13 protein-coding genes are annotated in these 18,619 nt (G+C 37.2%); 8 read left to right on the forward strand and 5 right to left on the reverse strand.

Annotated features, from left to right (window positions below; genetic code table 11):
* The first annotated feature begins 46 nt into the window (after positions 1 to 46).
* Positions 47 to 1,090 (forward strand): patatin-like phospholipase family protein, encoded by a 1,044-nt coding sequence (locus KG708_RS11475; protein WP_213609911.1) that lies wholly within the window; start codon positions 47 to 49, stop codon positions 1,088 to 1,090.
* 193 nt (positions 1,091 to 1,283) lie between these two features.
* Here KG708_RS11475 and KG708_RS11480 read toward each other — a convergent pair whose 3' ends face one another.
* Entirely contained in the window at positions 1,284 to 1,847 is a 564-nt protein-coding gene (locus KG708_RS11480; RefSeq protein ID WP_024602477.1) for a YSC84-related protein, read from the reverse strand.
* A gap of 140 nt (positions 1,848 to 1,987) precedes the next feature.
* Here KG708_RS11480 and KG708_RS11485 point away from each other — a divergent pair, with 140 nt between their 5' ends.
* Both KG708_RS11485 and KG708_RS11490 read left to right on the forward strand, forming a co-directional pair.
* Positions 1,988 to 3,199, forward strand: coding sequence for a tyrosine-type recombinase/integrase (locus KG708_RS11485; RefSeq protein WP_213609913.1), 1,212 nt, complete (start codon positions 1,988 to 1,990; stop codon positions 3,197 to 3,199).
* A complete protein-coding gene (locus tag KG708_RS11490; protein WP_213609915.1) occupies positions 3,199 to 4,395 on the forward strand; it encodes a cation:proton antiporter in 1,197 nt (398 codons plus the stop codon). Before KG708_RS11485 ends, KG708_RS11490 begins: the two co-directional genes overlap by 1 nt.
* Positions 4,396 to 4,473: 78 nt before the next feature.
* Here the strand turns inward: KG708_RS11490 and KG708_RS11495 are convergent, their stop codons facing one another.
* Positions 4,474 to 7,521 (reverse strand): FAD-binding and (Fe-S)-binding domain-containing protein, encoded by a 3,048-nt coding sequence (locus KG708_RS11495; RefSeq protein ID WP_213609917.1) that lies wholly within the window; start codon positions 7,519 to 7,521, stop codon positions 4,474 to 4,476.
* A 143-nt stretch (positions 7,522 to 7,664) separates the two neighbouring features.
* Here KG708_RS11495 and KG708_RS11500 point away from each other — a divergent pair, with 143 nt between their 5' ends.
* Complete coding sequence (locus tag KG708_RS11500; RefSeq protein WP_213609919.1) at positions 7,665 to 7,925, forward strand: hypothetical protein; 261 nt, start codon at positions 7,665 to 7,667, stop codon at positions 7,923 to 7,925.
* Between the two features lies 1 nt (position 7,926).
* On the opposite strand, the gene ppsA is transcribed toward KG708_RS11500, so the two are convergent.
* Entirely contained in the window at positions 7,927 to 10,302 is a 2,376-nt protein-coding gene (ppsA, locus tag KG708_RS11505; RefSeq protein ID WP_016898933.1) for a phosphoenolpyruvate synthase, read from the reverse strand.
* A gap of 154 nt (positions 10,303 to 10,456) precedes the next feature.
* Between ppsA and KG708_RS11510 the strand changes: the two genes are divergently transcribed.
* The gene (locus KG708_RS11510; protein ID WP_008464475.1) at positions 10,457 to 11,266 is read left to right on the forward strand and encodes a pyruvate, water dikinase regulatory protein; all 810 of its coding nucleotides are present in this window, start codon (positions 10,457 to 10,459) and stop codon (positions 11,264 to 11,266) included.
* Positions 11,267 to 11,356: 90 nt separating this feature from the next.
* On the opposite strand, the gene KG708_RS11515 is transcribed toward KG708_RS11510, so the two are convergent.
* Positions 11,357 to 12,706 carry a class II 3-deoxy-7-phosphoheptulonate synthase gene (locus KG708_RS11515; protein WP_213610217.1) on the reverse strand — a complete coding sequence of 450 codons (1,350 nt, stop codon included), beginning with the start codon at positions 12,704 to 12,706 and terminating at the stop codon, positions 11,357 to 11,359.
* A gap of 592 nt (positions 12,707 to 13,298) precedes the next feature.
* Between KG708_RS11515 and KG708_RS11520 the strand changes: the two genes are divergently transcribed.
* Complete coding sequence (locus KG708_RS11520; protein WP_213609921.1) at positions 13,299 to 14,174, forward strand: DNA replication terminus site-binding protein; 876 nt, start codon at positions 13,299 to 13,301, stop codon at positions 14,172 to 14,174.
* Between the two features lie 62 nt (positions 14,175 to 14,236).
* On the opposite strand, the gene KG708_RS11525 is transcribed toward KG708_RS11520, so the two are convergent.
* Positions 14,237 to 15,451, reverse strand: coding sequence for a hypothetical protein (locus KG708_RS11525; protein WP_013463357.1), 1,215 nt, complete (start codon positions 15,449 to 15,451; stop codon positions 14,237 to 14,239).
* A gap of 773 nt (positions 15,452 to 16,224) precedes the next feature.
* Between KG708_RS11525 and KG708_RS11530 the strand changes: the two genes are divergently transcribed.
* Positions 16,225 to 17,463 carry an AAA family ATPase gene (locus KG708_RS11530; RefSeq protein ID WP_033103177.1) on the forward strand — a complete coding sequence of 413 codons (1,239 nt, stop codon included), beginning with the start codon at positions 16,225 to 16,227 and terminating at the stop codon, positions 17,461 to 17,463.
* Between the two features lie 15 nt (positions 17,464 to 17,478).
* Entirely contained in the window at positions 17,479 to 18,441 is a 963-nt protein-coding gene (locus KG708_RS11535) for a transcriptional regulator (RefSeq protein WP_013462769.1), read from the forward strand.
* Positions 18,442 to 18,619 lie beyond the last annotated feature (178 nt).

Raw genomic sequence — 18,619 nt, forward strand, 5'->3', positions numbered from 1 at the left:
TGGTTTTAACAACATTAAACTGCGACTCTACAGGTAGTATTTTTAGATGATCGACATTTATGCAGGTAAAACTGCAGCAAAAATAATAAACGAACAAGGGTTTAAACCTGAGCTTTTTACCTCGTTTTTAGGGGCAAGTGGTGGCCCTAAATGGTTTACTTTATTTGGTTTAGATAAATATATATTTGGCGAATTTTTTAAACACCGTACTCAACCGCTTAATTTAATTGGCTCATCTGCAGGGGCTTTTCGTTCAGCCTGTTTTGCACAAAACGATCCAGTTGCAGCCATTAAGCGGTTAGCAAAATCGTATTCGCAAACCCGATACTCTAGTAATAAACCCACCCCAACTGAAATTACCACTAAAGCCCGCGCATTATTAGATGATGTATTTGGTGATGATGGCGTAAATGAAATTATAAATAATCCGGTATTTAAAGCGCATTTTATTGTCGCAAAATCTAACGGCTTTATTGCCAGCGAACATAAATTAATACAGCTTTTGGGTTTATCAAAAAGTTATATGCTTAACCGCATTAATCGAAAATTATTAGGTAGTCAGTATGAGCGTTTTATTTTTGGCTCGCCCAATAGTAATTTAAGTATTACCGACAGCTACAATTTTAAAACACAAAATATCGCACTCACACAAACAAATTTAAAAGATGCGTTACTGGCATCAGGTTCTATACCACTAGTAATGCAAGGCATAAAAAATATTGTAGGCTCGCCACAAGGTATGTATCGCGATGGAGGCATTATTGATTACCACTTTGATTTAAAAATTAATAATCCAGGCTTAATTTTGTATCCGCATTTTAATTCAGATCCAAAAGCAGGGTGGTTCGATAAAAATTTAAAACGAAAAGTCGCATCACAAAATTACGACAACGTGGTGATGATCACCCCATCAAAAGAATTTGTAGCAAGATTACCGTACGGAAAAATTCCAGACAGAAACGACTTTACTGATCTTGATGCCGACACGCGTATTAAATATTGGAACACCGTGTTTAGTGAAACAGAAAAATTGGCTGAGGCGTTTGATAATAAATTAAACAACACGAGGTTTGATTTATTATCATATTAGTTATTAAATGACTGACAACTGACAACTGACAACTGACAACTGACAACTGACAACTGACAACTGACAACTGACAACTGACAACTGACAACTGACAACTGACAACCCATAAATTACGTTATGTTAAATTGAGTGATTTAAATTAAAGTGGGCGTAATCCATAAAACTAGCCCACTTATAGTAGGGTTTTGAGGTTTTAATTTAGCTCAGAATCTACCCAAAATTTAGTACCTTTTAAAACGGCTTGCAGTGCAAGGCCGCTTTCGGTTAAAGAGTAAACAGTAACTTGGTCAGCAATAGCTTCGGCAACTAAAGCGCCACCTTTATCTTGGTATTTTGCAGCAGCATCGGCATTACCACCGAACGCCCAACCATGTTTAATAAATCTATTTAACGCTGCTTGATCGTGAAAAACCATCACAATATTGAAATCTTTAACACCTAAACCTAAGCCTAAACCAGCTTCACCCATGTTCATATAGGTCGACTTACCTGTTAAGTTGTTTTTTACTACACCATACCCGCCACCAAAACTGGCTAAAATAACGTTTACATTGGCATTATCAAATACAGCATAACCGGCAGAGTTTGCAATTTGAGTTTTAACATCTGGTTTTTTTTCGTATAGAGCAGTTAATGTATTCGATTTCATACTTTGTACTAAAGCACGTTTTTCTCCAGGGGAAGCACTGCCTGTAGTAGCGCAACCTGTTAATAAAACGCTAATAACGAACATGCTCAACAGAAGTAATTTTTTCATGATTTTTCCTTTAATAAGGTATATGGTTAATAAATCTGCGTTTAGCATAAATATCAAAAATTCATTATGTCCAATACTAGACAGTATCGGACTTTAAGGTTAACCTATAAGTCTATTATTTTCTTATATATTTTACTATTATGCTTGTTGCTCTGGTCGATACATTAAAACAATTACGTTATCAAATGGCTCATCTTGAAGATAATACACTCTCATCAGAATATCCAGAACTAGCCTCTTTTATACAGCAAGTCAGCTTGACTGTAACTGAATCAAAGGCTGATCTTAATTTTTTATACCAGTTTTTATATGTTTATGGCCGAAAATCTGAGGCAACCTATAGTCGTTTTCGTAATGAGTTGGAACGTTTTTATTTATGGTCATGGCTTATAGCTGAAAAATCTGTATTTGAACTTAAGCGTGAAGATATTGAAGCCTATGTTGATTTTATGGTTGAACCGGATAAAAAATGGGCATCTACATCTGTTCAATGGCGTTATAAAGATGAGCAAGGAATTCGTCGGTTAAATCAAAATTGGCGCCCTTTCATGTTAAAAGAATCTATTGCGAGTCAGCAAACATTATCGGCCATGTTTACTGCCCTCAATGTATTTTATAAATTTGCTATTTTAGAAGAAAAAACCTTTGCTAATTTTGTACCTGTTGTTAAAAAAAATAGTCCCTACTTGGTTGTGCAATCGCAAATACAAATCCCCGATACATTAAGTGATATTCAATGGGAATATGTATTTGGTGTTACCCGAGATATATGCGAAAAAAAACCAGAGTATGAAAGAAACCTATTTACCCTCGCCTGTTTAAAAGGACTCTACCTTCGAATTTCAGAATTATCAGAGCGACCACAATGGTCACCTGTTATGTCTCATTTTTGGCAAGATAATGATGGCTTTTGGTTTTTACGAATAATGGGCAAAGGAAATAAATTACGCGATGTAACATTAAGTGATGATTTTCTTGAGTATTTAAAACGTTATCGCTTGTATCGAGGCTTGCCTGCTCTGCCCCGCGTTGATGAGTCAGACCCGCTAGTTCATAAAATTCGTGGTCAGGGTGGAATGACCGTAAGACAAATTCGCAGATTGGTACAACAAAGTTTCGATATTGCGCAACAATCTTTACTTGATGATGGATTTAAAGATGACGCGGAACAATTAGAAGCGGCCACTGCGCATTGGTTACGCCATACGGGGGCAACGCATGACGCACAAACTCGCCCTTTAAAACATTTATCTGAAGACTTAGGCCATGCAAAAATTGCTACAACCGATCAAATTTATATTCAAACAAATATAAAAGAGCGGGCTAAATCTGGAATTAAAAGGAAAATTTAATGGAATACTTAGTGATCTCATTTATTGGCGTTTTATTTTTAGTTTATTCCTTAACATTTCGCCAACTAGAAAAAACCGAAGTAACGGGGCCAATGTTTTTTGTAATTGGTGGGATATTGCTTGCCACACTTTTACCTAACGAAAGTAGCAGAATAAAAACCGGCATAGATTTTTTACTGCCATTTATTGAATTAACACTCAGTATATTTTTATTTTCTGATGCGGCTAAATCAAAATTAGGTGTTTTAAGGCATAGCTTTCAGTATCCGAGTTTACTGTTATTTATCGCCCTCCCCTTAACGTTATTACTTGGGATTGCCGTTGGGTTATTTTTGTTTGCCGATTTATCTGTTATTCAAGCGGCGTTACTTGCAATAATATTAACGCCTACCGATGCGGCGTTGAGTAAAGGGTTATTGGCAAGTACGCAGGTACCTGAAAAAATTCGTGAAGGAATAAATACCGAAAGTGGTTTGAATGATGGTTTATGTGTTCCTATTTTTTTAATATTTATATTACTGGCAAAAAATCCTGAATCTGCAATCACAGCAACGCAAACGTTAAGTGTGTTTGGCAGAGAACTTGGTTTAGCCTTATTAATAGCCTTTACAAGTACCGCTATTTTTATTCCGTGTTTAAATTTTGCAATGAAGCGGCATTACTTTGCGCAAAACACGAGTCCTTTTTTATTATTAGGTTTTGCAATGGCGGTGTTTTCGATTACGCAATATTTTCATGGCAGTGGATTTATTGCGGTGTTTGTTGCGGGTTTATTATTTGATAAATACGCCACTACTAAAATAAGCAAAGAGTTGATAGAAGACTCAGAGCATATTGCTGACTTTACTTCTTTAATGATCTGGTGTTTATTTGGATTTGTATGTGCTTATTTAGTTTTACCTAAATTAAATTTAGCGATAATAACGTATGCATTATTAAGTACGACTTTAATTAGAATAATACCGGTTATGCTGTCATTGCAATTTACAGCACTAACAATTAAAGAGCGTTTTACATTTGCTTGGTTTGGGCCAAGAGGATTGGCCTCAATTGTCTTTACCTTAATGGTAATAGACACACAAATAGAAAACAAATTTCAAATTGCGACCATTGCCATGACAACAATTTTATTTAGTGTGTTTATTCACGGTGTTAGTACAAAACCAATTGCAGACAGTTTTGCTAAAAAAAACTAAATAAATATAAAAAATAAAAAGGCGTAACTTAATAATAAGTTGCGCCTTTTTATTTTGCAGCTTACTTAATTAAAATTATTAACCAAGCACTTTTGCCAGTAACTCTATCGGATGCTTGGGTTTAAACTTTTCATAACGTTTAACTTGGCTGCGGCACGAAAAACCCGTTGATAAAAGTTGCTCAGGGTTATTTTTATCAACAATAGGCTTCCAACTCATTTCGTAAAGCGCTCTTGAATTATCTTGGTTTTGCGCTTCATGGCCATACGTACCTGCCATTCCACAACAACCCGTATTTGTAGTGTTTAATGTTAAACCAAGTTCATCAAAAATAGTTTTCCAAACACTTGCCGCTTTTGGTAAAGCGGTTGTTTCAGTGCAGTGGCTCAATAATGTAAATTCAGTATTTAAATTTTGTTTAGCCGTTAACTGTTTAAACGATTGTGTTTCTAACCATTCATGGGCAAGTAGCACATTAAAATCACCACGGTTATTTTCTAAAATTGTATTATATTCATCGCGATAACACATCACCAAAGAAGCATCTAAACCTACTAATGGCGCATTGATTTCGTTAAGTTGATTTAGAAATTCTGCAGCATTTTTAGCTGTCACTTTAAACTCATGTAAAAAACCTTTCACATGTTGAGGCTTACCATTGGGTTTAAATGGTAACAACATGGGTTTTTTTCCAAGCTGTGTGATCAGTGTAATAAAGCTCTCAACCAATTCGGCTTCGTAAAAGCTGGTAAATGGGTCTTGAACAATGAGTACATACTCATTTTGCTCATTGGCGCTTAACTTTTTAAGTAAATTTAAATCAAATTTTTGCGCTTTGTTTATACGTTTACCGAGTGCCGGAATACTTAGCTGTGGGGTATCAACATAACCGACCGTTTTTTTAATAATACTACTAACCAATGATGTTTTTACAATTGAGTTAATAATCCGAGCAAACTTTGCCATTAACGGTGCGCTATTTTCGATATTACCCACTAAATAATCTTTAAGTGGACGCGCATAATAACTATGGTAATAATTTAAAAAGCGAGCTCGAAAAGTTGGTACATCTACCTTTATTGGGCAAGCGGTAGTACACGCTTTACATGCTAAACATTCGTCCATTGAGGCTTTAACTTCGTGAGAAAAATCGTAAACGCCTTTATTTTTTTCACGGCTATGAACAAAGCGTTCCCACCAAGTGATCACTTCACCTTTGTTTAGCTCTTTTTCTACTTCAAGCAAATTAACATCTTTTGACTCTTGAAGTCGTAACCATTCACGCATTAAACCCGCGCGACCTTTAGGTGAGTTACGACGATCGCCGGTCACTTTATACGACGGGCACATTGGCGAGTTTTCATCATAATTAAAACACAAGCCATTACCATTACAGGTCATTGCATTATTAAAACTGGTTTTAACATCAATAGAAATTTGCTTATCGAAGTAAGAACGTTTCTGCCCATCAACACTAACTAGTGAGTCTTTACTTTCAATAGGCGTACATATTTTACCGGGGTTTATTTTATTATTTGGATCAAAAACTGACTTTATTTTTCGTAATTGGGTAAATAAATGCTCACCAAAAAATTCAGGACCGTATTCACTTCGGTAGCCTTTACCATGCTCGCCCCACATTAATCCACCGTATTTTGCGGTGAGTTTTACTACCTCATCTGAAATTGTGCGTAGTAATTTTTCTTGTTCTGGGTCACACATATCCAGTGCAGGTCTAACATGTAATACACCGGCATCAACATGGCCAAACATACCATATTGTAAATTATGGCTATCAAGTAGCGCTCTAAATTCAACAATGTAATCGGCTAAATTTTCAGGCGGGACGGCAGTATCCTCGGCAAACGCGAGGGGTTTTTGGCTTCCTTTTACATTACCTAATAAACCCACTGATTTTTTACGCATTGCATAAATTTTTAGTATATCGCTTTTATCGCTGGTTAACTGATAGCCTATAACACCATTAGTTTGGTTTTCAACGCACTCATCTAATAATTTACATAAAGTGTCTACTTTGTCTTTTATGTCTTGTGGTGATACTGCGTTAAACTCAACCATGTTGAGTCCTTGCATATCTTTATTTGGTACATCGGTTATTAAGTCCGATACTGAATGCCAAATAATGTCTTCACGCGCAAGATTCAAAACTTTACTGTCAACGGTTTCAACCGAGGTAGCACGGGCATCAACCAAAAACGGTGAATGGCGAAGTGCAGAATCAAAACTGTCATATTTTATATTGATGAGTGTTTTAAATTCAGCAATGGGTGTTAAGTTAAGTTTTGCTTCAGTAACTATACCTAATGACCCTTCAGAGCCCGTAATTAATCGGCTCATATCAAAAGTTTGTAAGTCTTCACTTAGTACATGCTCTAGGTCATACCCAGTTAAGAAGCGATTTAATCGTGGGAATTTGGCTAATATAGCGTCGCGTTCACTAATTGAAATATCTAAAACTGTTTTGTATATTTGCCCAATTAATGAGTCTTGATCGGCAATTATTTTTGCTTTTTCTATGTCTATTGGGCTGGTAGACATTGCTGTGCCGTCGAATAAATACGTGGTTAGCCCTAAAACATGGTCGCTTGTTTTGCCATAAACTAATGAACCTTGGCCAGATGCATCTGTACTGATCATGCCGCCAATAGTAGCGCGGTTACTGGTAGATAAATCGGGTGAAAAGAAAAATCCATACGGTTTTAAAAAGTCGTTAAGTTGATCTTTTATCACGCCAGTTTGGACTCGTACCCAGCCTTCTTCTACATTTATTTCGAGGATTTCACGCATGTAACGTGATAAATCAACCACAATACCTGGGGTTAAAGATTGTCCGTTAGTGCCTGTTCCGCCGCCGCGCGGGCTAAAAGTTAAAGACAAAAACGGATCATGCGATGCAGTTTGTAAGGCAATTTGAATGTCTTTTTCGCTTTTTGGAAAAATAACACCTTGCGGAAGCTGCTGGTAAATACTGTTATCGGTTGATGCAGTTAGTCTGGTTGCATAACTGGCGTCTGTATCTCCAGTAAACCCTTGATTTTTTATGGTATTTAAGTAATTTGCAACCAGGTAGGTCGCAGCATCTTGTTGTGTAATCGTTGCTATCATGGCGGCGCTTTTTAATGCATTTGTGTAATTATATCATGGTGATGGCTAATAGAAATTGAAGATTTTACAGTTTGTACACTCTTTTTAGGGAAATCTGAGCTGCTGTAATTATATTCAAGTTAAATGCCTACATTGAGGTTTATATGGAAAAACGACTAAAGCAGATCAGCACAACGCAGTTTATTTTACTCGGATTATTATTTGCTACTGTGTCAGGGCTCGCGTTAATATTTTTTGCAGGTTTAGAGTGTGTTTCTATGTATTACCCTAAATTGAGGAGTTATTTAACTTGGTGTTTAAAAGCACTTACTCGTTCATGTGCTTATTTAGATAAAAAATTAGCAAAACACACATTTTCGGCCATAAAAAATGCCAGCTGTTGCTGGCATTTTTTAACGAGCTAATTTACTTAGCAAGTTTGTCTGCTAAATATAACCATGTTTCTAGTACTGTATCTGGGTTAAGTGAAACAGAATCAATACCCTGCTCTACTAGCCATGCAGCAAAATCTTCATGATCTGAAGGACCTTGGCCACATATACCTACATACTTACCTTTTTCTTTCGCGGTTTTAATTGCCATAGAAAGCAGCTTTTTGATTGCAGGGTCGCGTTCATCAAATAAGTGCGCAATTAAACCTGAATCACGGTCAAGACCAAGCGTTAACTGAGTTAAATCGTTAGAGCCGATAGAGAAACCATCGAAGTATTCTAAAAATTCTTCAGCCATAAGTGCATTTGAAGGAAGCTCACACATCATAATTACTTTAAGACCATTTTCGCCACGTTTAAGGCCATGTTCTTCAAGTAATTCAATAACGCGTTTACCTTCTTCAAGGGTACGTACGAATGGGATCATGATTTCAATGTTAGTCATATCCATAGTATTTCTAACGCGTTTTATTGCTTCACACTCAAGGGCAAAACAATCACGGAAATCTTCAGAGATATAACGCGCAGCGCCACGGAAACCAATCATTGGGTTTTCTTCTTCTGGCTCGTATTGCTGGCCGCCCACTAAGTTAGCGTATTCGTTTGATTTAAAATCAGACATACGCACAATTACACGCTCTGGTGCAAATGCACAACCTAGAGTAGAAATACCTTCAACAAGTTTGCCAATATAGAATTCAACTGGTGATTCGTAACCGGCAATCATGTCAGTGATTTCGGCTTTTAATGCATCAGTTTGTGCATCAAAATTTAATAATGCTTTAGGGTGAACACCAATCATACGGTTGATGATAAACTCAACGCGTGCAAGGCCAACACCTGAATGTGGTAAACGTGCAAAATCGAATGCGCGATCTGGGTTACCTACGTTCATCATTACTTTCATTGGCAGTTCAGGCATTTCGTCAACACGTGAAGTAAGTACTTCAAAGTCTAAGATACCTTCATAGATGAAACCAGTATCGCCTTCGGCACATGATACAGTAACTTCTTGACCTGCTTTAATTAAATCTGTGGCATTACCACAACCAACAACGGCTGGAATACCTAACTCACGTGCAATAATCGCAGCATGACAAGTACGGCCACCACGATTTGTAACAATCGCCGCTGCACGTTTCATGATAGGTTCCCAATCTGGGTCGGTCATATCGGTAACTAAAATGTCACCTACTTGTACTTGGTCCATCTCTTTGATTGAATCAAGAACACGTACAACACCGCTACCAATTTTATGACCAATTGCACGGCCTTCAACAACAACATTGCTGCTGCCATTCAGTTGGAAGCGTTCCATTACGTTAGTGTCTTCGTTTGAACGAACTGTTTCTGGACGCGCTTGAACTATATATAGTTTGCCATCGTTACCATCTTTTGCCCATTCGATGTCCATTGGACGACCGTAATGTTTTTCAATGATTACAGCTTGTTTGGCAAGGTTTTGCACTTCTTCATCTGTAATCGAGAATTTGTTTGAAAGCGCTGGATCTACATCAACAATTTCTACTTGTTTGCCGTGAGCTTTGTCTTGTGAGTAAATCATTTGAATGGCTTTAGAGCCAATATTGCGACGAACTACAGATGGCTTGTTTTTAAGCAGCGTTGGTTTATGAACATAAAATTCATCAGGATTTACCGCACCCTGTACAACCATTTCACCCAAACCATAGCTTGATGTAATAAATACAACATCTTCAAAACCAGATTCAGTATCAATACTAAACATAACGCCTGATGCTGATTTATCTGAGCGAACCATGCGTTGAATACCTGCTGATAAGGCAACACCACGGTGATCGTAGCCTTGGTGAACACGATAAGAAATTGCACGGTCATTAAATAACGAAGCGAATACGTGTTTGATGGCTGTCATTACAGAATCAATACCAACAACGTTTAAAAACGTTTCTTGTTGGCCTGCAAAAGAGGCATCTGGCATATCTTCAGCGGTTGCTGATGAACGAACAGCAAATGAAACATCTGCAGTTGTGTCGCCATGTAGCTGGCTGTATGCGTCGCGGATTGCTTTGTCTAGACTAGGTTGGAATGGGGTATCGATAATCCACTGGCGGATATCGGCGCCGACTTTGGCGAGTGTGTTTACATCATCAACATCGAGTGTATCTAAAATGTCATGAATTTTTGCGTTGAGTCCTGATTGTTCTAAAAACTCGTTAAAAGCGTCTGAGGTAGTAGCAAAACCACCTGGGACTTGCACACCTGCGTTAGCTAAGTTTGAAATCATTTCACCAAGTGAGGCATTTTTACCGCCAACTCGAGGAACATCTTGCATACCAAGCTCTTGATACCAGAGAACGTATTCTTGCACGGATCTTTCTCCAAAAAACAAATTGTAGTAGTAACTGTGAGAGTTAAGAAAGAAAACCTTTTATAAAGGTCGCCACCATTCTACACTGGCAAACGTCCCCACGTAAACCGTGATACACTGATTTTAAAATTAAATGCAATAAAAAAGAGGCTTTATGAGAACTGCGTTTTATATTTCAGATGGCACAGCAATCACATCTGAAGTGTTTGGTCATGCGACTTTATCTTTATTCCCTGTCGAATTTAATCATAAAACAATCCCTTTTGTAGAAACTGAAGAAAAAGCGCATGAAATAAAAGCGCTTATTAACGCCACGTCATCTAAGCAAGGTGAAAAGCCTTTGGTGTTTTTTACTTTTGTGAATCATAAGTTGTCTGAGATTATTCGCTCAGCGGATGCAGTTTCATACGATTTTTTAAGTACCTATAGTGAAAAAATTGAAAAAGAATTAAATGTGGCGCCAGTACCAAAAGTACACAGAACACACTCTATTCATGAAAAAAGTTATGATTTTAGAATTGATGCCGTTAATTACGCGTTGATGAATGATGATGGTGGCAACATTAAAAACTTTGCGGAGGCTGATATTATTTTAGTTGGCGTTAGTCGAAGTGGTAAAACACCCACCAGTCTTTATTTAGCGTTACAGTATGGCATTAAAGCAGCCAATTACCCGATCACCGAAGACGACTTAGAAAGCGAAGGTTTACCAAAATGCTTAGTGCCTTATAAGCATAAACTGTTTGGCTTAACTATTGATCCAGAGCGTTTGGCTGCAATAAGAGACAGACGCATGGCAAATTCAAAATACGCATCAATCAGGCAGTGTCGTATCGAAGTAAGAGAAGTAGAAATGCTGTATAAAAAACATAAAATTGCCCATTTAAATTCTACTCATCATTCTGTTGAAGAAATTTCAGCAAAAATCATTTCTGATACAGGCCTTGAGCGTCGTAAGTACTAACAAACTAATGTGTGATTTAAGCGCGTAATCACAGTTAATACACAAAAAAGCCGCTAAATAAAAGCGGCTTTTGGTATTTATGAGCGGGTATTATTTACGCGCATCTTTTAGTAAATCAGCTACTAAAAATCCAAGCTCTAATACTTGATCAGCATTTAAGCGTGGGTCACATTGTGTTTTGTAGCGCTGAGCAAGGTCATCGTCAGATAAACCGTATGCACCGCCAGTACACTCTGTTACATGTTGGCCGGTCATTTCTAAATGAACACCGCCTGCGTAAGAACCCTCCGCTTTATGAACAGCAAAGAATTGGCTAATTTCGCGCATGATATTATCAAAGCTACGCGTTTTGTAACCTGAGCTGGCTTTTTCAGTATTGCCATGCATTGGATCTGAGCTCCAAATTACTTTGCGACCTTCTTGCTGTACTTTACGCACCAGCGCAGGTAACTTCTCTGGTAATACATCCGCACCCATTCGCGTGATAAGTGTTAATCGACCTGGAATATTATCCGGGTTAAGTGCATCGATTAAACGGATAAGCTCATCTGGGTCCATACCTGGTCCAACTTTAACGCCAATTGGGTTTTTAATACCTTTAAAGAATTCAATATGAGCATGGTCTAACTGGCGAGTACGTTCACCAATCCAAACAAAGTGTGCTGAACAATCGTACCAGTCACCTGATAAATGGTCTCTACGTGTTAATGCTTCTTCGTAGCCTAGTAATAACGCTTCGTGTGACGTGTATAAATCAGTTTCTTTTAAGCTTGGCGCTATCGTTGAATTAATACCACACACTTCCATAAATTCTAACGCGTCTTGAATTTTGTCTGCAAGTTGTTGGTATTTTGCTTTTTGTGGATTAGCAGCAACAAAGCCCATGTTCCAACGGTTAACTTGATGTAAGTCGGCAAGTCCACCTTGTGCAAAAGCGCGTAGCAAATTTAGCGTTGCTGCACTGTGATGATATGCAGTCATTAAACGCTGAGGGTCTGGAATACGCGCTTCTTCAGTAAACTCAAAGTTATTTACTATATCACCACGATAAGATGGCAACGAAACGCCGTCTATTGTTTCTAAGTCGGCCGAACGAGGCTTAGCGTACTGACCTGCCATACGTGCAATTTTAACAACCGGGCACTTTCCACCATAGGTTAGTACTACAGCCATTTGTAAGATGGTTTTAAATGTATCGCGAATATTAGCGGCATTAAAGTCGTTAAACGATTCTGCGCAATCTCCACCTTGAAGTAAAAAGGCACGGCCTTCGCATACGTCTTCAAGTTGTTTAAATAAACTTCTTGTTTCTTCGGCAAATACTAAAGGCGGTGCACTTTTGAGTTGGCTTTCTACCGACTTTAATACGTCTTGATCTGGATACTGTGGTTGCTGCAGTATTGGCAGTTCTCTCCAGCTATTTGGGTTCCACGATTGCATGTTCATTCCTCATTCCTATTACCTGATGTAATGAAATTAACGTATGCAGTGTGCTTTGTTCAAGGAATAAATACACTATTTACCAATTATTTAGTTATTAGTTAAATTTTAATAAGATTTAAGAGGCTATTTTGAGTTACTTTTGATGAGCAAGTTTATAAAGTAAAAACAAATAAACATTTAAAAACAATAATCTAAGTAGGTAGAATGTGCATTATAATGGCTTGAGTAGAAGCTTAACATCTAAGCGATGGTAATACAGATAGTAATAGGAACACATCATACTTAATTTGCCCTAATGTAATCTTAACTTTACGGTTGATTTTAAAAAATAATGCTACTCAATTATGCGCTTTTAAATATTTATGCTAGCGCTGCACACAAAGCTGTGTGATCTAACTCCCCCCCTTCTATATACTTCCTTTAATTTAGTGTGTGAAAGCAATTAAATAAGCTATAAAGAACACATCATACTTAATTTAATTTTTGATATAACTTAGCAAAAGAATATAATTTAAATATATAACTACCAAAGAAAAAGGTTATTTGCGAAAATACCAGATAAGTAAGATGTGTTCTAGGTGAATAGCTAATGGTTACAAAAGTACAAATAAGAAGTCAGTTTGATTTACTCAATGAATTAACACTTTGCTTAATTGATGAGCTTAAAGAGGTTGGCTTTGCCAAAGCAGAGTATTTTCAATTACCTGAGATTAGTAGTACTGAAGAAAATATAATCCCTGAGTCTATAAACGTTTCAAAAATAACAGGGAAATTGGCGCATAAAGCAATTTTAAATGCTTTCTCAGATATGTATAAAAAGCCAGGGCTAAGCAGCCGAGTATTAAAGCGACACCCTGGTTTGCTAGTAATACAAGATGCGAATAAACAAGCCATTGTTGATCGCATAGCTCAAGTAAATAGTGCAAAAGCAGCTTTTAAAAATTGTATTTTAGCGATAGATAATAACGACGCGCGATTTGAAGCGGTGCATAATGCAATGCCAAATTTAATAACGCTTGCGGCGTATCGTAAAATTCATAGTGAAATTGAATCCCCTTTTTCTGTTCGCTTTACTTGGATGCATAAACACGCAACCAAAACACTTACAAAAAAAATGGCGCTTGAAATGTTAGAAAAATCGGCAGGCTATAAAAACCCGCGAATGATTGATCAGCAAAAATGGCAGTCACTGGTTGCACAAGAACAGGTTCGAGTAGCCAGTTTGGGTGAAAAAGAAAAATTGCGAATTAGGCGCCCTACTCGAGTTAGCCCTCAAGTTAATGTGAGGTACACTGCACAAAATCGCTATCATGTTAGTGCAGCTTTACCTTTTATACTAATTAACCCACAGCCCGACGTAAAATTTGGCGAACTACCGAGTTACCAAAAAACCTTATCGCATCCCCGAAAACGCGAATATGATTTTCTAGTGGACCGATTATATTTAGAACAAGTAACTAAATAAATTATGTTAAAAAGGCCACATTATGTGGCCTTTAATATATTTGTTGGTAAAAATGAATAGAATTACTTTTCTACAATTTCTTCCAGCTTATCTTCATCAATCAATACCGCATTTTCAACAATGCGTTTACCGCCTTGTATTTCAATACGCTTATTATGTTTATTTAATGCCAATATCTCATCACAAAATTGATCAGACGGATGCATTTCATAAGTGTAATCGACTATGTTGCCGGTTTTATCATCTTTAACATTGGTAATGCTATATTCAGATATTGCTCCTTTTTCAATTAAATCTTTCATCGTGGTTGTCATATCACGACGCAGTGCTTTTAATTTATTTTCGGTAATATCATCCGTTGAGTAAATAGAGCCATATTTTTCCATAATAGAAAGTAATCTAAAATGGTAGGTTTTTCCTGGTGCTGCATAACGCCATAAATGATATAAACGTAGCATCATCCAACGCGATAATCCGCGTTTTAATTCTTGTGCACTGTTAAAGTAATAACCTTTGTATTCAAGGTTATCAATCATGTTGTGTACAAATGCATTTAAACACGCAACACATTTTACGTTTCCGCCTTGGCCTTTCTTACCACTAAAGTGCAAAGACGATAAAAAGTTCATATTCGACTCGTAAAACGAATCATCAATATCAGAATTTTTAGTATCCGTTGCAGAATATTTAAAAGAAAGTTTAGAACCTTGCAATGCTTCAAGCGACTCTTTAATTTGAGGATATGGCATAGATTGACCAACCGCTTTAAGCTCTTGTGCTAATTCGTTCATAGAAAACACAACGGCATATTGAATACCGGACTTAAAATTAATTTTTACTATTTTACCTTTTGAAGCTAAACGAATAAGTGCACGCTCAACTTTTTCTTCTCTATCCGATGGCCAAACCAAATATTCTACATCTTCACCGTCTTTACGAGTACTGACCACAGCCGGTGTTATTTTTATCTCACCATCATATAAAATACCGTCTACTTTTTCAGATATTTTACGTGTAATAATGGTTTTTTTAGGAGCTTCTTCAAGTGGCAGTTTTTTATGTCCAGAGCGAACAAAACGTCCCCACAGATCATAATGGTTAAATGTGTTAGAGTAAGCGCGTAACCCATGGGCTGCATTTTCTATCGAAATTCGCACATCTTTATTATCTGTAAATAGTGCTAGGCTTTCGTTATCGATTGCACTTTCCACCCCGTGAATTTGGCCCCTAAGTGTATCAGGCAAGTTATCTACCGAGATGTTGACCTTTCGGCTCATGGTTTTTATTTCCGTTTTTATTGTGACAGCTAATAACAACACATAAAGCCACAAAAGTTAAATGTTTAAGTTAGTATAAAAGTGATCTGACTTCAAATAAAATGCTCAGATCAGTATTTTACTAAGGAAAACTTAAAACAGCGGTTTTCAGATCACATTTTTACTAACTGAGTGTTGATAAGCCAAATTTTTACTAACTAAATAATAATTTTGTCCATTACAAAGTGTTTTTTTTTATATTTTACACGACAAATTATATAAAAATTTTAAACCCCTGTGGATAAGCTTAGTTCGAGTTAGCATAGATCTGATCTGTACTTACTACAGATCAGATCTATACTAATTAAACCCTTCATTATCGCTAATGGCTAGTGCATAACTTTATAATTTACTTAGTAAAAATATGATCTGCATGGGTATACTTGTGAGTAACTCAGTGCTTAACCTGTGCGTAACTCAGGTCGTAAATTCTCGCTTAGTAAAAAGCTGATCTGCAAGTAGATAAGGATCTGATCTTAACCACGTACAATGCTGATCCACTATTTTTAATATTATTTATATAAATCATTACGTTATATATGTATTTTACACTCTTAGCCTTTAATACCTTATATATTTAACCATACTTAAACTTCTTTATTTATACTAAGCAATCTTAAAGGGGTAAAAATTATTTTATATGTCATGTATTTAAAAGACATGTCGCCTTAAATAGTTGTTTACAGCTAATTGAATGGACATTATACTAAACACCTAACTTTGAGGAATAAAGTATGTCTATCAATAAAAACGCGCTAGATACTTATCGACTTTTGAAAGCAACCGCAGAAGTTGCTGAAAAATCACTAGAAGGACGTATCCAACATTACCGCGCCCATCTTAAATCTGAAGAAAAAGAATTAAGAACTTACACCCAAAAAGCAGCAGCTGATTTACTTGGCTGTAATAATCGTACCTTAAAAAGACGCCATGACAATGGTGACTTTGACGATTTAAATATAAAACGCGGTGCAAACGGCCACTATGCCTACACCTTAGTTAATATTTTTGCTATGGCTGATATTATGGACATACAGCCTGATCACCGCGCATCAACAGACAAACTCCAAGTTATTGTTATCAATTCATTAAAAGGGGGTTGTGGTAAAACAACTAGCATGGTTAACATTGCTGCTGCGCTCGCTACAACCAACATTAAACGTTACCGCATTGGTATTATTGATTTAGATCCTCAAGGGTCATCATCAAGTTTTTTCCCATCTTCAGAGCCCGATCCAATTACCGTTGGTGATTTGATGCGTGATTGCATTGACCTTGATGAAGGTGAAACATGGCCAGAATTTGTGTCTAATTCTTTTTTACCTACACACATTCCTAATATTCGTGTTTTACCATCAGGTATGGATGACTTTTACTTTGAACACGAAACAGCAACATTACTCAAAGACACCTCTAATTATGAGCAAACACGCCATTACCACAAGCTATTAGAACGCGTGATAGAGCCGGTAAAAGATGAGTTTGATATCCTATTAATTGATACAGCACCAACGCTTAACTTTATGTTTTACAATGCATTAATGGCTTCAACTGCAATGCTTATACCGGTCCATCCGGAAGCGGTAGACTTTGATGCAAATAATAAATATTTAAAACGCTTAGGTGAGATTTATCATACTGTTGCCGCTCTTGGCCATGATGGTTGGGATTTCATGCAATTTTTAGTTACTAATTATGTGAAAGGCAATCACTCACAACGTGACATAGTTAAAGATGTTCGTAGTGCTTTTGGTCGCCAAGTAATGAGCTATCCTATTAATCATAGTTCAGCAATTACCGCCAGTTCTTCGTCGTTCAATACTATCTTTGACCAAAAAGCATCTGACAGCTTAGCAAGTAGAGAGTCATTAATGCGCGCACAAGAAAATATCAAAGATGTAGTTGATGAACTCGAAATGCTAATTCGTTCTAATTGGCAATCCACTCAATCTAAATTAAATACGCCTAAGTAAGGATGTTGACTAAAAATGGCTAAAAAACGTAAAAATGACACCCGCTTAGATCCCTTTGCAACCGCTGTTGGCAGTAGCAGCTTAGATGCCCTTTTAGAGCAAGCCAATGCAGGCGACGTTATCCGTATGCCTGCTCCTAGTGATCCTAACCGGGAAATAACGCTTGTTTGTAAAGTGATTGCTCACAACGAGATTGAAAACTCAACTCAGGTTTATGGTAAAAATCGTCGCGTACAAGCGCTTTTAAACGAAAAGTCAGTCGCAGATATTCTTCCTGCTATTAAAGAAGATGGCCGTAATCAGCACCCTGCCCTATTGTGGGAGCAAGGTGATATGAGCCTTGTATTAGCTGGCTCTAGACGTCGTAAAGCCTGTATTTTAGGTGGCGCAGACTACCTCGTATTGAGTTCTAGTGACTTTAGCGAGCAAGATGCCAAAGTACTTGCGGTTTCATCAGATCAATACATTGCCCCTAGTCTTTGGGAGTTGGGTCAAGCGTATCAGCAAACTAGAAACGATCTTATTCAACAAGGCAAAAAAGGCTCGTACCGTGAAATTGCTGTTATTGAAGGGGTATCGCATACAGCGATTGCTGATGCGATAAAAGCGTATGAGCAAATATCTGCAGATGTTATAGCCCTTTACCCAACAGCTAATCATGTTGGTAGAGAAGTTGCTAAAAAGCTGATTAACGCAAAGGAGCGCGATGAGGAAGCATTTAACGAGTTAGTTGTTGCACTTGCCAGCAATGATGAAATTAACGCCTTAGAAGCCGACGACAAGCGCGCTATGCTAATTACTAAATATCTAACTGCAGAGCCTAAAACAGCATCAAAACGTGAAGCTGTTTTAGAAAATGACTTTATTAGTGTGCAACGTAACCTTAAAAGTGGTGACGTTTCAATTAAAATAAATAATAAAGTGATGACAGACAAGCGCTTAGAGCAACTTACTAAGCTATTAAGTGCCTTTAATTAGTTAGTAATATCGTGATCTGTAAAAGGGGTTAGGTTAGTTAAATCATGATCCAGACCCCTTTGTTAGTTAGTAAAAATCTGATCTTTAGTGGCTTAAAAAGGCTAGAAACATGCTCTAAACCATCAAGGATCATATTTTTACTAACTAAACGGTCCCTTTTAATGCCATTTTGTACCTT

This window comes from Pseudoalteromonas sp. (genome assembly GCF_018402495.1).
GTDB lineage: Bacteria > Pseudomonadota > Gammaproteobacteria > Enterobacterales > Alteromonadaceae > Pseudoalteromonas.

What these genes read in the sequence shown, in the direction of transcription:
- KG708_RS11475 (WP_213609911.1), top strand. Translation starts at nt 47, where the DNA reads ATGATCGACATTTATGCAGGTAAAACTGCAGCAAAAATAATAAACGAA.
- KG708_RS11480 (WP_024602477.1), bottom strand. Translation starts at nt 1,847, where the DNA reads ATGAAAAAATTACTTCTGTTGAGCATGTTCGTTATTAGCGTTTTATTA.
- KG708_RS11485 (WP_213609913.1), top strand. Translation starts at nt 1,988, where the DNA reads ATGCTTGTTGCTCTGGTCGATACATTAAAACAATTACGTTATCAAATG.
- KG708_RS11490 (WP_213609915.1), top strand. Translation starts at nt 3,199, where the DNA reads ATGGAATACTTAGTGATCTCATTTATTGGCGTTTTATTTTTAGTTTAT.
- KG708_RS11495 (WP_213609917.1), bottom strand. Translation starts at nt 7,521, where the DNA reads ATGATAGCAACGATTACACAACAAGATGCTGCGACCTACCTGGTTGCA.
- KG708_RS11500 (WP_213609919.1), top strand. Translation starts at nt 7,665, where the DNA reads ATGGAAAAACGACTAAAGCAGATCAGCACAACGCAGTTTATTTTACTC.
- KG708_RS11510 (WP_008464475.1), top strand. Translation starts at nt 10,457, where the DNA reads ATGAGAACTGCGTTTTATATTTCAGATGGCACAGCAATCACATCTGAA.
- KG708_RS11515 (WP_213610217.1), bottom strand. Translation starts at nt 12,706, where the DNA reads ATGCAATCGTGGAACCCAAATAGCTGGAGAGAACTGCCAATACTGCAG.
- KG708_RS11520 (WP_213609921.1), top strand. Translation starts at nt 13,299, where the DNA reads ATGGTTACAAAAGTACAAATAAGAAGTCAGTTTGATTTACTCAATGAA.
- KG708_RS11525 (WP_013463357.1), bottom strand. Translation starts at nt 15,451, where the DNA reads ATGAGCCGAAAGGTCAACATCTCGGTAGATAACTTGCCTGATACACTT.
- KG708_RS11530 (WP_033103177.1), top strand. Translation starts at nt 16,225, where the DNA reads ATGTCTATCAATAAAAACGCGCTAGATACTTATCGACTTTTGAAAGCA.
- KG708_RS11535 (WP_013462769.1), top strand. Translation starts at nt 17,479, where the DNA reads ATGGCTAAAAAACGTAAAAATGACACCCGCTTAGATCCCTTTGCAACC.